Origin of the sequence: Stenotrophomonas sp. MYb57, assembly GCF_002966815.1 — a bacterium.
GTDB classification, from domain to species: Bacteria; Pseudomonadota; Gammaproteobacteria; order Xanthomonadales; family Xanthomonadaceae; genus Stenotrophomonas; species Stenotrophomonas indicatrix.
Genome location: NZ_CP023271.1, coordinates 4,253,205 through 4,268,240, shown reverse-complemented (window position 1 = coordinate 4,268,240; position 15,036 = coordinate 4,253,205). Strand labels below are relative to the sequence as shown.

At 67.0% G+C, this 15,036-nt stretch carries 11 protein-coding genes; 3 read left to right on the top strand and 8 right to left on the bottom strand.

Annotated elements, in window-relative coordinates:
• Positions 1-24 precede the first annotated feature (24 nt).
• From erpA to ampE, 3 genes are all read left to right on the top strand, one after another.
• A complete protein-coding gene (gene erpA, locus CLM74_RS19485; RefSeq protein ID WP_025874631.1) occupies positions 25-417 on the top strand; it encodes an iron-sulfur cluster insertion protein ErpA in 393 nt (130 codons plus the stop codon).
• Positions 418-558: 141 nt separating this feature from the next.
• Positions 559-1,491 carry an NAD(+) diphosphatase gene (gene nudC / locus CLM74_RS19480; protein WP_025874632.1) on the top strand — a complete coding sequence of 311 codons (933 nt, stop codon included), beginning with the start codon at positions 559-561 and terminating at the stop codon, positions 1,489-1,491.
• 94 nt (positions 1,492-1,585) lie between these two features.
• Entirely contained in the window at positions 1,586-2,473 is an 888-nt protein-coding gene (ampE, locus tag CLM74_RS19475; RefSeq protein ID WP_105164771.1) for a regulatory signaling modulator protein AmpE, read from the top strand.
• Between the two features lie 466 nt (positions 2,474-2,939).
• Here ampE and CLM74_RS19470 read toward each other — a convergent pair whose 3' ends face one another.
• The 8 genes from CLM74_RS19470 to CLM74_RS19435 all read right to left on the bottom strand — a co-directional run bounded on the left by CLM74_RS19470 (position 2,940) and on the right by CLM74_RS19435 (position 15,034).
• Positions 2,940-3,365, bottom strand: a complete 426-nt coding sequence (locus tag CLM74_RS19470) for a DUF2752 domain-containing protein (protein WP_025874634.1) — start codon at positions 3,363-3,365, stop codon at positions 2,940-2,942.
• Between the two features lie 43 nt (positions 3,366-3,408).
• Positions 3,409-3,693: a CD225/dispanin family protein gene (locus CLM74_RS19465; RefSeq protein ID WP_025874635.1), complete on the bottom strand. Its 285-nt coding sequence runs from the start codon at positions 3,691-3,693 to the stop codon at positions 3,409-3,411.
• Positions 3,694-3,726: 33 nt separating this feature from the next.
• Complete coding sequence (locus tag CLM74_RS19460) at positions 3,727-4,014, bottom strand: CD225/dispanin family protein (protein ID WP_025874636.1); 288 nt, start codon at positions 4,012-4,014, stop codon at positions 3,727-3,729.
• A 181-nt stretch (positions 4,015-4,195) separates the two neighbouring features.
• Positions 4,196-6,085: an MFS transporter gene (locus tag CLM74_RS19455; RefSeq protein WP_105164770.1), complete on the bottom strand. Its 1,890-nt coding sequence runs from the start codon at positions 6,083-6,085 to the stop codon at positions 4,196-4,198.
• Positions 6,086-6,178: 93 nt separating this feature from the next.
• Complete coding sequence (locus CLM74_RS19450) at positions 6,179-6,976, bottom strand: SDR family oxidoreductase (protein WP_105164769.1); 798 nt, start codon at positions 6,974-6,976, stop codon at positions 6,179-6,181.
• Between the two features lie 275 nt (positions 6,977-7,251).
• Positions 7,252-9,429 carry a YccS family putative transporter gene (gene yccS, locus CLM74_RS19445; protein WP_025874639.1) on the bottom strand — a complete coding sequence of 726 codons (2,178 nt, stop codon included), beginning with the start codon at positions 9,427-9,429 and terminating at the stop codon, positions 7,252-7,254.
• Between the two features lie 136 nt (positions 9,430-9,565).
• Positions 9,566-11,623 carry a TonB-dependent receptor gene (locus CLM74_RS19440; RefSeq protein WP_105164768.1) on the bottom strand — a complete coding sequence of 686 codons (2,058 nt, stop codon included), beginning with the start codon at positions 11,621-11,623 and terminating at the stop codon, positions 9,566-9,568.
• A gap of 288 nt (positions 11,624-11,911) precedes the next feature.
• Positions 11,912-15,034 (bottom strand): efflux RND transporter permease subunit, encoded by a 3,123-nt coding sequence (locus CLM74_RS19435; RefSeq protein WP_025874641.1) that lies wholly within the window; start codon positions 15,032-15,034, stop codon positions 11,912-11,914.
• Between the last annotated feature and the right edge of the window lie 2 nt (positions 15,035-15,036).

Sequence of the window (15,036 nt, the reverse complement as noted above, 5' to 3'; positions counted from 1 at the left end):
CGCCGGCGCCCCCATGCTGAGCCCATGAACACGCTCGTCTCCCTCCCCGGCGCCACGCCGGCCGCTGCGCCCGACTACCAGTCGCTGGATCGGCCGCTGAACTTCACCGAGGCCGCTGCGGCCAAGGTCAAGGAACTGATCCAGGACGAGGGCAACCCCGACCTGTCATTGCGTGTGTACATCGAGGGTGGCGGCTGTTCGGGCTTCCAGTACGGGTTCGAGTTCGACGAGAACCGTGCCGGCGATGACCTGGCGGTGCAGACCAGCGGGGTCACCCTGCTGGTCGATCCGCTCAGCCTGCAGTATCTGATGGGTGCCGAAGTGGATTACACCGAGAGCCTGACCGGTGCGCAGTTCGTGATCCGCAATCCGAACGCCAAGACCACCTGCGGCTGCGGCAGCAGTTTCAGCATGTAATTGCAGGGCGTGGGGCATGCACCCCGCGCGCTGCCTTCGCTGGATCCACGCCATGCGTGGATGACCGTTTCTGCAACCACAGGCGGGTTTCTGCACAGTCTGCGGCTTGCCACTTGCCGTGATTGGCGGCAGGCTAGCTGGATGCTCAATTCTCCTTCGCCGCTTTCCGGTTTTGCCTTCGTGGGTGAACCGTTGGAGCGCGCCGATGCCATGCGCGAAGATGCCGATGCTCTGGCGCGCCTGTGGCCCGATGCGCGCATTCTTGTCCTGGACCAGGACGGCACCGCCTTCACCGGTGATGACGACCAGCCGCTGGCGTTGACCGGCGCCGATGTCGGTGGCGGGCCGGGTGTCGCGATTTTCCTCGGCCTGCGTGGCGAGCAGGCGTGGTTCTCGGTGGAAGCGGCCAGCGTGACGGTCACCGCGCCACGCCGGCTCGATCTGCGCCAGGCCGCGCTGCTGTGGACCGTGGCCGATGCGACCGCCTTCAGCTACGCCCGTGGCATGTCCTACTGGCAATCGCGTACCCGCTTCTGCGGTGTCTGCGGCAGTGCCGTGACGTTCGCCCGGGGTGGCTTCGTCGGCCGCTGCCCGCAGTGCGCGACCGAGCACTATCCGCGCGTCGACCCGGCGGTGATCGTCGCGGTGGAAAACCAGGGCCGGCTGTTGCTGGGCCGCCAGTCGAACTGGGCGCCGCGCCGCTATTCGGTGCTGGCCGGCTTTGTCGAGCCGGGCGAGACCTTCGAGCAGACCGTAGCGCGCGAAGTGCACGAAGAGAGCAAGGTGCGGGTGACCGCCTGCCAGTACCTGGGCTCGCAGCCCTGGCCGTTCCCCGGCGCATTGATGGTCGGATTCCGTGCGCAGGCACACGACGACGTGCCGACCGTGGATGGCGAACTGGAAGACGCGCGCTGGTTCAGCGCCGAGGAAGTTGGCGCGGCCCTCGCGCGTGACGTCGAGGACGATGGAGAAGGCATCCGTCTGTCACCGCCGATTTCCATTTCGCGGGGCCTGATCGAGCATTGGTACCGCCAGCAACCGGCATCCGGCGGTGCCAGCATTGCCGCCACCTGAACACGCTGCCGGTTACAGTACGGTTCACCGCTGACGGCGACGCTGCGACAGGTAAGGTAGCGACGCCGAACGCTCGCTCGTAGGGAGACCTGCCATGTTCACCACCCTGGTCGCCGTGTTGGTGGCACTGGCCCTTGGCCATGTCGCCCCGGCCGCTGCCGCGTCGCTGCGCCGTTTCGACGGCTTCCGGCGTTGGCTGGGCTGGCTGGACGCGCGCGGTGGTCGGACCTGGCAGGGGGCCGCCGGCGTGGCGCTGGCGATCGTACCGCCACTGCTGCTGATGGCGCTGGTCGCCTGGCTGCTGCGCGGGGTGCTGTTCGGCCTTCCGGCGCTGCTGCTGGGCGTGGCCGTGCTGGCCTGGTGCTGGGGCCCGCGCGATCTGGACCGCGACATCGAGGCGATCATCGATGCCGACGATGCGCCGACCCGGCAGGCGGCGGTACGCAACCTGCAGTCGGCCGGTGGCAGCCTGCGCGAGGATGTTCCTTCACTGGTCGAGGCGACCGTGCTCAACGCCCTGCGGCGCTGGTTCGCGGTGCTGTTCTGGTTCCTGCTGCTGGGCCCGGTGGGGGCTCTCGGTTATCGCCTGCTGGCACTGATGGCGGAAAGCCCGATGCGTGCGCGCGTGCCGGTGGAGCCGCTGGCGCTGGCACAGCGGCTGCTGGGCTGGATCGAGTGGCCGGTGGCACAGTTGATGGCGTTCTCGATGGCCCTGGTCGGCAACTTCGACACGGCCTGGAAGGCATGGCGCCAGGCGCATGGTGAGCGCTTGGCCGGTGGCATTGGTTTCCTGGGTGCGGTGGCGCGCGCCAGCGTCAACGCCGAGCTGCGCGAAGATGCGCACGATTACACCGAAGCCGGTCTGCTGCCGGTGTGGCAGCGGTTGCCGGACCTGCGGGATGCGATGAGCCTGGTGTGGCGGATGCTGCTGCTGTGGCTGGCGGTGCTGGCCCTGCTGGTGATCGCGGGCTGGGTGACCTAGTTGTGCTTTTCTGCAGGGCTTGCCGCCCTGCACCCGCTGGAAGCAACTGCAACTGCAACAGCGGCTCTGGATTTCTGTGGGTTTGGTGGGGCGGTGTGGGGCTGCAGGACACGCCGTTAACCCATCCATGGGGGCTCGATGGCGCCATCCATGGCGCCAACGGTCCTGCAGCCCCACACCGCCCCACCCACGACAGTTTCCGATGACGGCCAGTAGATCCACGCCATGCGTGGATGCCGAGCGGAGCGACCCGCTTCGGCTTTTGATCTTCTCTTTCTTTTCCGTGGTGGACGCGCACGGAAATTGTCCGTGGCCGGGCGGGTGGGTTGCGCAGGGGCGTAAGCGCCATGGATGGCGCGACCGAGCTTACATGGACGTACTTGCAGCGGCCCCTGCGCAACCCACCCGCCCGGCCAACCCCAGCTTCTGCCTTCCACCACGAGGGGCTGCGCCGTTGGCTGGAAACCTACACCGGAGCCAGTGCGGTGAACGGAGCCCACGGCAGGTTGCGCAGCACGGCATAGCCGGGCAGCAGCCACAGCCAGAACGTGGGGCTGGCCAGTACCCGCATCAGTGGATCAAGCACGCGCGGGCGTACGCCGGCGGTGTTGAGCAGCATCAGGAACAGGAAGGGCAGGCTGATGACCAGCAACGGGTTCATCGCCATCGCGCCGGGCAGGTCGAAGTGGACCAGTGAGTACAGGCAGCGCGTGCTGCCGCAGCCGGGGCAGTAGAAGCCGGTCAGTGCGTACAGCGGACAGCCCGGCAGCGGATTGCCGGAGACATACGGATTGACGTGGCGCAGGACCACGGCGGCACCCGCAGCCAGGCCGGACGCGGCCAGCAGCGGAGCCCAGCGGGTGAGTCGGGAACGAGCAGGAAGTGCGGACATGCGGGGGCGGGATCCGGCGCATGGCCGGACCCCGTCGCGGGCATCAGTAGCTGCCGTTGCCGCCGCTCAGGGCGCCCAGGCCGCCAACGGCCATGATGATGATGAAGTACAGGACGCCAACCACAACGGCAGCGATGGCCGACCAGATGGCCCACTTCTTGGCCTTGTCGGCCGAATCACGGGCACCGGCGACGTCGCCGGCAGCCAGCTTGCCGTTGACCTGCGCGGCGTAGACGATCGACACGATGCCGGCCGGCAGGCAGCAGAACAGGGTGGACAGGATGGCCCAGACCAGATTGTTGGGGACCTGCGCAGTGGTGGTGTTCATGGTTCAAGCTCCTCGATGGGTGGTGGTGGTGAATCAAAGGTCGGATAGAGCGCCCAGCGCGGCCAAGCCGCCGAACAGCCCGAACCACAACAGCAACAGGACCGGCAGGGCTGCGGCCGAAGCCACCGCCCACCAGCCCGCCTTGCGCGACGCGCTATAGGCCCCCGGCAGGTCACCGGCCGCATTGCGACCATCGACCTGGGCGGCATACACGATCGACACCACGCCCAACGGCAGGCAGCAGAACAGCGTCGTCAGGATCGCCCAGACCAGATGGTTGGGGATGTAGACCGGACGGCTGAGCGGTGGCGGTTGATTCAAAGCAAGACTCCATTCCTTGGTGGTCGGCCGTGTGAACGGGCCGAACCTCCCCCCTGTGGGTGCGTAATCTACCGCAACCAACGACGCATGTATGCGTTTTCAGCCCCGTCAGGCCTCGCATCGCCCTTGGACGGTGGCGTATGCAGCGTACCGTCATCGCCCCCGGATGGGGGCGATTGCGTCAGGCGAGGTCGCCGCGCAGGGTGCGGACCTGCGCTTCCAGGGCGGCGGCATCGGTTGAATGGCCATCCACCGCCGGGGCGGCGACCACCTCCACTGTCGCCCGGAACCGGCGCGGCACGCGCATGCGGCCCAGACGGGTATCGCGGCGGCTCCACATGCTCGACCACATGCCGCGCAGGGCCATCGGCACCACCGGTACCGGACGGCGTTCGAGGATCTTCTCCACGCCGGATTTGAACGCTGCCATCGTGCCGTCGCGGGTCAGTGCGCCTTCCGGGAAGATGCATACCAGCTCGCCCTCGGCGAGTGCGGCGTCGACTTCATCGAACGCGCGCTGCATCAGGGCGGGGTCTTCGCGCGCACCAGCGATCGGAATCGCCTTGGCGGTGCGGAAGATCCAGCGCATGACCGGGATGTTGAAGATCTTGTAGTACATGACGAAGCGCACCGGGCGCGGGATCGTCGCCGACAGGATCAGCGCGTCCATGTAGCTGACGTGGTTGCAGACCAGCAGCGCGGCGCCCTCATCGGGCACGTTCGCTTCGATGCCGTGCGGGCGCAGCCGGTACAGCGTGCGCACCATCACCCAGCTGAGGAAGCGCATCAGGAATTCGGGGACGATGGTGAAGATGTAGATCGCCACCACGGCATTGGCGATGGCCAGTGCCAGGAACAGCTGCGGGATGGTCCAGCCGAGCAGGCGCTGGGTGAGCAGGCCGAGTACGGCCGCAGCGACGATGAAGCCGGAGTTCTGGATGTTCAGCGCGGCGAATACGCGCGACATCTCCGATTTCGGCGTGCGGCTCTGGATCAACGCAAACAGCGGCACCACGAAGAAGCCGGTGAACAGGCCGATGCCGAGCAGGTCGATGATGATGCGGATGCTGCCGGCCTGGTGCACGAACTGGGTGACCGACAGGCCCTGCGCGGTGGCCTCACCGGCGCGTGCGAAGTACAGGTCCAGCAGGAAGGCGGTCATGCCGAACGCACCCAGCGGCACCAGGCCGATCTCCACCGTGCGCGCCGACAGCTTTTCGCACAGCAGCGAACCGACACCGGTGCCGACCGAGAACAGTGCCAGGGCGAAGATGTACAGGGTGGGCTCGCCACCGAGGTTGGTGACCGCATAGGACGGCAGCTGCGCGGTAAGGATGGTGCCGACGAACCAGAACCAGGACACGCCGAGGATGGCGTTGCGTACCGCCTTCTGTTTCCTGGCCATGCGCAGCACGGCCAGCGATTCGGGGATCGGGTTCCAGTTGATCTTCAGGTCCGGGGCGCCGGCATCCACCTTGGGGATCATGCGCGCGGCCAGGTTGCCGCAGATCGCCAGCGCGATGACCGCGGTGGCGGCCACGATCGGGCCATGGGTGCCTGCCAGGGTGAACACCAGGCCGCCGACGATCATGCCGGTCAAGATCGACATCGACGTGCCCATCTCGACCAGGCCATTGCCACCGGTCAGTTCTTCCGGACGCAGTACCGAGGGCAGCACCGAGTACTTCACCGGGCCGAACAAGGTGGACTGCAGGCCCGTGCAGAACAGGGCCACCAGCAGCACCGGCAGGCTCTCGGTGAGAAAGCCCACCGCAGCCAGCGTCATGATCACGATCTCCATGGTGGTGGTGATCACGATCAGCCGCGACTTCTCCAGCTTTTCCGCGATCTGCCCGGCCAGGGCGGAGAACAGGAAGTAGGGCAGGATGAACAGCGCCGGCGCCAGGTTGGTGTAGAGCGTGCGCTCGCTCTCGGCTACGCCCAGGTAGAACAGCAGGCCGATGATCGCCTGCCGGTACACGTTGTCGTTGAAGGCACCCAACCCCTGCACGATGAAGAATGGCAGGAAACGGCGCTGGCGCAGCAGGGCGAACTGGTTGTGACCGGACATGGAACCTCCTTGGACCGGCGCAGCCTAGCATCCCTGCCTGTCAGGCAGGGATGCGGTAGGTGCGGACCGTTGGTCCACACACCCCACCAACGCTCACACGATATCGTCGACCACGCCGCCATCGACCCGCAGCGCTGCGCCGGAGGTGGCCGACGCCTGCGGCGAGGCGAGGTAGACCACCATGTTGGCCACTTCCTCGACCGTGGCCGCGCGCTGGATCACCGATGCAGGACGATGGGCCATCACGAACTCACGGCCGATCTGTTCCAGCGGCTTGCCGGTACGTGCGCGTTCTTCTTCGAACATTGTTGCGAAGCCGTCGGACAACGTTGGGCCGGGCAGCACCGCATTGACGGTGACGCCGCTGCCGGCTACGCGCTTGGCCAAGCCGCGCGACAACGACAGCTGCGCGGTCTTGCTGACGCCGTAATGGATCATGTCGGCAGGAATGTTGCGTGCCGATTCGGAGGAGATGAACAGCACGCGGCCCCAACCGGCGTCGACCATCGCCGGAAGCAGGGCGCGCGACAGGCGCACGCCGGACATGACATTGGTCTGCCAGTACTGTTCCCAGGTGGCATCGTCGGTCTCGAAGAAGTCCTGCGGGCCGAAGATGCCGGCATTGTTGACCAGGATGTCGACGTTGCCCGGCAGGCCGGCCAGCAGCGCGTCGACCCCGCGGGCGTCGGACAGGTCGGCGGCCACGCCCAGCACGTTGGCGTCGGGAATGGCAGCCAGCAGGCGCTGGCGCGCGCGTTCCACGCTGTCGGCACTGCGGCCATTGAGGATGACCTGCGCACCGGCAGCGGCGAGCCCCTGTGCGATGGCGTGGCCAATGCCAGCGGTGGAGGCGGTGACCAGCGCGGTGCGGTCGTTGAGTTCGATCTTCATGGGGAGATCCTGCGTGGGCGACACGGCAGTATCGGCGCCGCGGCGTGATCGGAATGCCCCCGTGCACGCAACACGATGTTGCACGGCCGACAGGGTCACGCCCGAATACCGCTCCAGTAGATCCACGCCACGCGTGGATGCCGCTCCAGTAGATCAAGCCACGCGTGGATGCCGCTCCAGTAGATCCACGCCATGCGTGGATGCCACTCCAGTAGATCCACGCCACGCGTGGATGCCGTTCCAGTAGATCCACGCCATGCGTGGATGCCGTCCGCTCAGGCCAGACCGCGCACCGCGCCATTGGCCGCTGCCCTCACCTTCGGCAACATCCGCAGCACCAGCGCCATCTGCGTGCGGATCAACTGCAGTTTCGGCGGCATCGTCTCATCGAGCTGCTCCAGTTCCGCGGCCACCGCACGATCGGCGTCGTTGTCCTCCTCCGACACCGGCTGCTGCGCCGTCAATGCCGATGCCAGCTGCTGCAGCGCTTTACGCACCCGCTCGCCGGCGGCCAGCGCGAGTGGATCGCCCGCGTAGCTGTCGACCTGGTCGCGGTGCGCACCCAGCGCTGACAGATGCCCGAGCAGGGTGTTGGACAACGCCAGGAAGTGGAAACCCGAATCGAGGTTGCGGCGCACGTGGCCCGGTTCGCGCAGCATGTTCGACAATGCGGTGGACAGTGCGGCATCGGCGTTGTGCATGTCGCGGCGGGCGATGCGGTAGGCCAGGTCGTCGCGCATGCCGCTGCGGTACTGGCCCAGCACCGATTCCAGATAACGGGCGGCGGTATCCAGCACCCGCGCCAGCACGCGGTGCAGCTGTCGACCCTGCCAGTCCGGCAGGATCAGGAACGCGGCCGCTGCGGCGATCGCGCACCCCAGGATCGTATCGACCATGCGCGGCACGATCAGCACGAAGCCGTCGCCGATCAGGTTGAAGCAGGTCAGCGCCATCACCGTGATGGCGGCCGAGGCGACCAGATAGCGGTCGGTACGGGTGAAGAAGAACAGCAGTGCCGACAGCAGTGCGATCAGCAGCTGGATCTCCAGCGTTGGGAACAGCTGCAGCAGCGCCCAGGTCAGCACCAGGCCGGCGAGCGTACCGACGATACGCTGGGCCAGGCGCTGGCGGGTGGCACCGAAGCTGGGCCGGCACACGAACACGATGGTCAGCAGGACCCACGAGCCGTTCTGTGCATTGAACAGACGGATGGCAACGAAACCGGCGATCAGTGCCAGCGCCATGCGCAGGCCATGGCGGAACAATACCGAGCCGGGGGTGAGCTGCTGGCGCACGCGCACGCCCATTTCGCGCAGCGTGTGCGGGTTGCTGTCGCGCAGGCGGGTGTCGACGTTGTCCAGGCTGGCTTCGGATCGTTCGGCATCGAGCAGGCGGCGCTCGATGCTGCGCAGGTTGTGCACCAGCAGGTCCAGCGAGCCGAGCAGGCGCTGCCACTGCGGGCGTTGCTGGTCGCGCAGGTAGGCCAGAGCATCGGCCAGATCGCGCCCGGCCTGCTGGTTGCTCTCGCCGTAGACGAACGGACGACGCAGCCGGATCGCTTCGCCCAGCCGTGCGCAGGCCTGGCCCTGCAGGTCGAGCAGGCGCTGGCAGCGGTACAGCACGTCGCTGTGGAAGAACGCGTCGACCAGCGCGCCGTACGGGTAATGCGAGGAACTGGCGCGCTCATGGAAATCCTGTGCCATGTAGTACAGGCGCAGGTACAGGCCGGAGTTGACGCCGGGCCGTCCGGAGCGGCCAAAGCGCGCCAGGATCGCCGTCTTCGCCTCGTTCAGCGCGCCGACCACGCGGCGGTTCTGTTCGGCCAGGTCGAGCTGGCGGCGCTGCAGGTCCGCCTCGCGTACGGGTTCGAACAGCGCGGCCTTGAGCTGCAGGTAACGGCCCAGTTCCACGTACAGGCGGGCCACGCGCTCGCGCACCGGCCGGTTGGCGAACAACGTGGTCCACAGGATCGACAGCAGCCCGTACCAGACCGCACCCGCAAGCAGGTGGCTGACCGCATCCAGCGCACTGTGCAGGTCATGGGCGCCATGCTGTTCCAGGCCGATCATGGTGTAGATGGCCAGCGTGACGGTCGCCTGGGCGATGGACGCGTAGCGCTCGCCCAGTGCACCGAGCAGTGTCAGGCCGAACGTGGACAGCGCCAGTGCCGCGATGAATATCCACGGCCAGGGGAACAGCCAGATCACCGAGGCCGCTGCCAGGCAGAAGCACAACAGCGACAGCAGCACGGCCTTGGTCCGGCCCCACCAGTTGTCATCGGTCTCGGCAATCGCACTGGCGATGATGCCGAGGAACACGCCGGGCAGCGCGGTCAGCGCATCCAGATGCCAGCACACGGCCATGGCCGCGGTCAGGGCAATGAACACCCGCAGGCCATAGCTGGCCTTCTCGTGGGCCCACAGGCGGCTGAGGCGGGATTCGCGTGCGGACATGCAGGCTCGGCGAAAGGATCGGCCACCATTATTACGGGCCACGCGTGAAATCCGGTAGCACCGCGCCATGCGCGGCGAGCGCGCGGCGCGGCGTGGCATGCAGCCGCCGGGCATGGCCCGGCGCTACCGAGGCCCGTTACATGTCGAACCGCACGCTGAGCGCGAAGGTGCGCGGCAGGCCGACGCCGGCATTGGACCAGTACCTGCGGTTGGCCAGGTTCTCCACGCTGGCCCGCAGGGTCACCGGATGGCCGGAGGCCAGCAGGCGGTAACCGATGCCGGCGTTGACGAGGGTGTAGTCGGGCAGCTTCAGGGTGTTGTCGGCGTCGTACCAGACATCGCCGTAGTAGCGCACGGCGGCATAGGTCTCCAGCCCTTCCACCCACGGCAGCTGGTAAGTGGCGTGCAGCACGCCGCTCCAGCGCGCAGCACCGACGGTACGGTTGCCTTCCTGCGCCGCGCTGCCCGGTGACAGCTTGTCGTAGGTCGGGTCCAGCCAGGTCACGCCACCGCCCACGGTCAGCGCATCGGTCAGGTGCAGGTCGGCGCTGGCTTCGACGCCTTCGTACAGGGTGATGCCATCCTGCACCAGGCGCTTGCCTGCATCGGTCAGCTGATCGATGTTGGCGCCACGTTCCAGGCGGAACGCAGCGACGTTCGCGTTCCAGCGATTCGCTTCCACCTTGGCGCCGATCTCGTACTGCTTGCTGATGGTGGGGTCGAGCACATCGCCGGCATTGATGTAGCTGTTGCCTACGCGGCTGCCTGCTTCCAGCGACTCGATGTAGCTGGCATACAGGGTGACGGCCTCGCTGGGCTTGAACATGACCGCATAGGTCGGGGTGACCGGATAGGTGTGGTAGGCGCCCTTGGTCTCGAAGTCGTTGTAGCGCCAACCGGCCAGCACCGACCAGCCATGGCCGAGATCGACGGTATCGCTGACGAACACCGCCTGCTGCACGGTCTCGTCACCGCGGGTCATCACCCGGGAACCCACCGCGTCGTGACGGATGCCATGGCGCTGGTAGAGGTTGGCGCGGCCGATCAGGCTGAACTCGTAGGGACGGTCCCAGCCCAGCCCGGTCTGGTGGCTGACACCGGCCACCAGCTGGTGCTGCAGTGGGCCGGTGCCGAAGCGGCCCTGCACCAGTGCCTGTGCCAGCTTCCACTCGCTCTTGCCGCCGAGCTCATAGACGTTGACGGCGTAGTCGCCGTTGGTATCGTCGATGTAGGCGAAGATCTTGTTGACGTCGTTCCACGCGGTGGTGACGCCATAGCTCAGGCTGGCCTTCCAGTCGCTGTTGATCTGCCAGTTCAGCGCGGTGGACAGCAGGCTGGAGCGGGTGTCGTAGTAGGTGCCGGGCACGCTGTTGTCGACATCGCCGGCGATCGGCCGCGGCAGTGAGGTCAGGCCACGGAAGTAGTACTGCGGTGATTCCTCGCGCAGGTCGCGGGACTGGAACACGCCGTCGAAGGTCCAGGTGAGCGCATCGCTCAGGCGCGCGTCCAGCGACAGTGCACCGACCTTGCGATCGACATGGCCACCGTTGAAGGTTTCGCCCTTTTCCTGGTATGCGTTGAAGCGGTAGCCGAACATCTGCTCGTTGCCGAAGCGGCCGCCGACGTCGATGCCGCCGCTGACGATGCCCTGCTCGCGCCAGCCGAGCTGGGCGGAGAAGGTCGGTACGTCGGTTGGCTTCTTGGTGATGTAGTTGACGATGCCGCCCGGCGCGCCGAAGCCGTACAGGAAACCTCCCGGACCCTTCAGCAGGTCGACCTGTTCCATCACTTCCAGCGGCCATTCGGTGCCCCAGGACGAGACCTGCAGACCGTTGACCCGGTAGCTGTCGAAATTCAGGTCGATGCCACGGTTGCGGATCGGCGAGCTCCAGCCACTGGCATAGGCGCTGACCTGGGTGGTGACCGAGGGGTCGAGCAGGAAGGCTTCGCCCAGCGACACGACCTGGCGCTGTTCGATCTGCTCACGGCCGACGGCGGTGATCGCGAACGGGGTATCACGCAGGGCGCGATCGCCGAGGGCGCCAGCCTCGGTGTGGGTACGCTCGGCGATGACCTTGACCGCGTCCAGATCGGTGGCGCTGCGGGATCCGGCCGGGGCTTCGGCGTGTGCAGTGCAGGCGGCGGACAGCGCGACGGCCAGTACGGCCAGGCGGGGGGAGCGAATCGGCAACATCGATGGAGATCCTCGGCGGGCGGCCACGGGCCATCCGCCCATGCAGGGGGGAAAGGTCGGTGGCTGGGATCACGCAGGCGTGCCGGGGACGGCAGCGGGGCGCCACAAGGGGGCGCAGGACCATGGCTGGATGAGAATTGTTCTCTTTTCGTTACAGCGCGTCAAATGCCATCGGCGTGCGGACCAACGGTCCGCACCCACCAGAGGCCGGTAGCGCCGGGCCATGCTCGGCGAGCGCGCAGCGCGGATTGCTGAAAGGCCGCCGGGCATGGCCCGGCGCTACCGAAGTCAGGCCCGCTGTGCGCGCCTGAGCAGCTTCGCTTCACGCCTGCGCGCGCGCCGCGCCTTCCAGCGCTCGGCCAGGCACGAGAAGATCACGTACAGCGCCGGCGTGCTGAGCAGGGTCAGGCTCTGCGAGAACAGCAGGCCGCCGATCATCGCGATGCCCAGCGGGCGACGCAGCTCTGAACCTTCGCCCAGGCCGATCGCCAGCGGCACCGCCGCCAGGATCGCCACCATCGTGGTCATCATGATCGGGCGGAAACGCACGATGCTGGCTTCACGGGCAGCATCGCGCGGAGTCAGCCCATGTTCGCGCTGCGCCACCAGGGCGAAGTCGATCATCATGATCGCGTTCTTCTTGACGATGCCGATCAGCAGCACCAGCGCGATCATCGAGATCACCGACAGTTCGGTGTTGGTGCCGAACAGCGCCAGCAACGCACCGACGCCGGCGGCCGGCAGGGTGGACAGGATCGTCACCGGGTGGATCAGGCTTTCGTACAGGATGCCCAGCACCAGGTAGACGGTGAGGATGGCTGCCAGCACCAGGATCAGCATGTCGCTGGGGTCGGAGTTGAAGCCGAAGCCGGCGTCGTCGGCCAAGCGGATGTCGCCGGGCATGCGCATGCCGGCCACGGTGCTGTCGATGATGGCCTTGGCCTCGCCCATGCTGACGCCGGGGGCGAGGTTGTAGCTCAGGTCCATCGTCGTGTACTGGTTTTCATGGGTGATCTGCGAGGGCGCCAGGCCCGGCGCCTGGCGGGCCACCGCCGTGATCGGCACCATCTCGCCGTTGCGTGCACGCACATGCACTTCGTCCAGCGCCGAAGGCGTAGCGGTCTGCGACGGCAGCGCGTTGACCACCACACTGTACTGGTTGATGTCCGAGTAGATGGTGGAGATCTGGCGCTGGCCGAAGGCGCCGTACAACGCACCGTCGATGGCGCCGACCGAGATGCCCAGGCGCGCGGCCTTGGCCCGGTCGATCTCGATGTTCTGGCGCAGGCCAGCGTTGTCGACGTCGGTGCCGACATCACGCAGCTTCGGGTTCTTCTTCAATGCCGCCTGCAGTTTGGGCAGCCATTCCTGCAGTGCGGCCAGGTCGTTGCCCTGCAGCGAGACGCGGTACTGCGCGCCCTGGCTGTTGCCACCGCCATCGTTGCTGGGCAGGTCCTGGATCGCGCGCAGGCGCAGCTGCAGGTCCGGGTAGCGGTCGGCCTTCGCACTCAGCCGTGCCAGTGCGTGTGCGGTGGTTTCGCGGCGGCCTTCCTTGCGCGACTTCAGTTCCACGTTGAACTGCGCGCTGGAGCCCTGGCGGCCGCTGCCCAGGCGTACGCCCACGGTCTTCACCGCCGGGTCGGCCATCAGCATGTCGGTGATGCGGCGCTGGCGGCTGACCATGTCCTCGAAGGACACCGTCGCACTGGAATTGGCGCGGCCCCAGATCAGGCCGGTGTCCTGCGGCGGGAACGCGCCCTTCTTCACCGCACCGAACAGGAAGATGGTGACGCCGATCAGGATCAACGGCGTCAACGACAGCAGCAGTGCATGGCGCAGCGAAAAATCAAGGAACACGGTGTAGACGCGCAGCATCCGCTCGTGACCGGCATCGAGCCAGCGGCCGAAGCGCGACGGTGCCGCCGTGTGGTCGTGCGCGCTGAGGAAGCGGCTGCACAGCGCCGGGGTCAGCGTCAGCGAAACGATCATCGACACCACGATCGCCGCCACCAGGGTCACGGTGAATTCGCGGAAGAACGCGCCCATCATGCCGCTGGCGAACAGCAGCGGGATGAACACCGCCACCAGCGAAGCGGTGATCGAGACGATGGTGAAGCCGATTTCGCGCGCACCGGCGAAGGCCGCCTGCATCCGCGGCATGCCCTCGTCGAGGTGGCGCATGATGTTCTCGATCACCACGATCGCATCGTCGACCACGAAGCCGATCGCGATCACCAGCGCCAGCAGGCTCAGGTTGTTCAGGGTGAAGCCCATCACGTACATCACCAGCGCGGCACCGGCCAGCGACAGCGGCACGGTGACCGCCGCGATCAGCGTCGGCGCCAACCGGCGCAGGAACAGCGCCATGGTCAGCACCACCATCGCCAGGCTGATCAGCAGGGTGATCTGCACTTCATGCAGCGACGACCGGATGGTCGGGGTGCGGTCGAAGTAGGGCGTCATCGTGGTGCCCGGCTGCAGGTAGTCGCGCAACGCGGGAATCTGCGCTTTCACCCGGTCCACGGTCTCGACGATGTTGGCGCCGGCGCGGGTGAACACATACATCACCACGGCCGGTTTGTGGTCGAACCACGCGGCCTGGTAGGCATCCTGCTGGCCGTCGTAGACGTTGGCGATGTCCTTCAGGCGGATCACCCGGCCATCGCCCTGGGTCTTGACCACCAGATCGGCGAAGTCGGCGGCGCGTGCGACCGAATCGTTGGCGATGATCGCCGTGGTGGTGTTGCCATCGCTGAGGAAGCCGGTGGGCGAGGTCACGTTGGCCGCGCGCACGGCATTGCGCAGGTCGTCGGCGGTCAGTCCCAGCGCGTTCATCAGGCGCAGGTTGACGTCCACACGCACCGCCGGCGTCGAGGCACCGGCGATATCCACCGAGGCGACACCGCCGATCTGGCGGATGCGCTGGGCCAGCAGCGAATCGGCGACGTTGTACAGCTCATCGGCGGACTGCGTCTGCGAGGTCAGCGCGATGGCGATCACCGGATCGTCGTTCGGGTTCGCCTTCTGGTACATCGGCGAGCCCATGCCCGAGGGCAGGTCGGCCTGCGCCGAATTGATCGCGGTCTGTACGTCCAGCGCGGCAGAATCGATGTCGCGGTCGCTCTGGAAGATCATGAACACCAGCGAGCTGCCTTCCGAACTCGACGAGCGCATGCGGTCGATGCCCGGCAGCTGGCCGAGGTGGCGCTCCAGCGGCGCGGTCACCGTGGAGGCCATGGTCGCCGCATCCGCACCGGACTGGCTGGCGTGCACGAAGATCACCGGGATCTCGATGTTCGGCAACGCCGACACGCCGAGCCGCAGGTAACAGATCACGCCGACCATGAACAAGCCGATGGCCAGCAGGGCGGTGCCGATCGGGCGACGGATGAAGGGGCCGGACAGGTTCATCG

What these genes read in the sequence shown, in the direction of transcription:
- erpA (WP_025874631.1), top strand. Translation starts at nt 25, where the DNA reads ATGAACACGCTCGTCTCCCTCCCCGGCGCCACGCCGGCCGCTGCGCCC.
- nudC (WP_025874632.1), top strand. Translation starts at nt 559, where the DNA reads ATGCTCAATTCTCCTTCGCCGCTTTCCGGTTTTGCCTTCGTGGGTGAA.
- ampE (WP_105164771.1), top strand. Translation starts at nt 1,586, where the DNA reads ATGTTCACCACCCTGGTCGCCGTGTTGGTGGCACTGGCCCTTGGCCAT.
- CLM74_RS19470 (WP_025874634.1), bottom strand. Translation starts at nt 3,365, where the DNA reads ATGTCCGCACTTCCTGCTCGTTCCCGACTCACCCGCTGGGCTCCGCTG.
- CLM74_RS19465 (WP_025874635.1), bottom strand. Translation starts at nt 3,693, where the DNA reads ATGAACACCACCACTGCGCAGGTCCCCAACAATCTGGTCTGGGCCATC.
- CLM74_RS19455 (WP_105164770.1), bottom strand. Translation starts at nt 6,085, where the DNA reads ATGTCCGGTCACAACCAGTTCGCCCTGCTGCGCCAGCGCCGTTTCCTG.
- CLM74_RS19450 (WP_105164769.1), bottom strand. Translation starts at nt 6,976, where the DNA reads ATGAAGATCGAACTCAACGACCGCACCGCGCTGGTCACCGCCTCCACC.
- yccS (WP_025874639.1), bottom strand. Translation starts at nt 9,429, where the DNA reads ATGTCCGCACGCGAATCCCGCCTCAGCCGCCTGTGGGCCCACGAGAAG.
- CLM74_RS19440 (WP_105164768.1), bottom strand. Translation starts at nt 11,623, where the DNA reads ATGTTGCCGATTCGCTCCCCCCGCCTGGCCGTACTGGCCGTCGCGCTG.
- CLM74_RS19435 (WP_025874641.1), bottom strand. Translation starts at nt 15,034, where the DNA reads ATGAACCTGTCCGGCCCCTTCATCCGTCGCCCGATCGGCACCGCCCTG.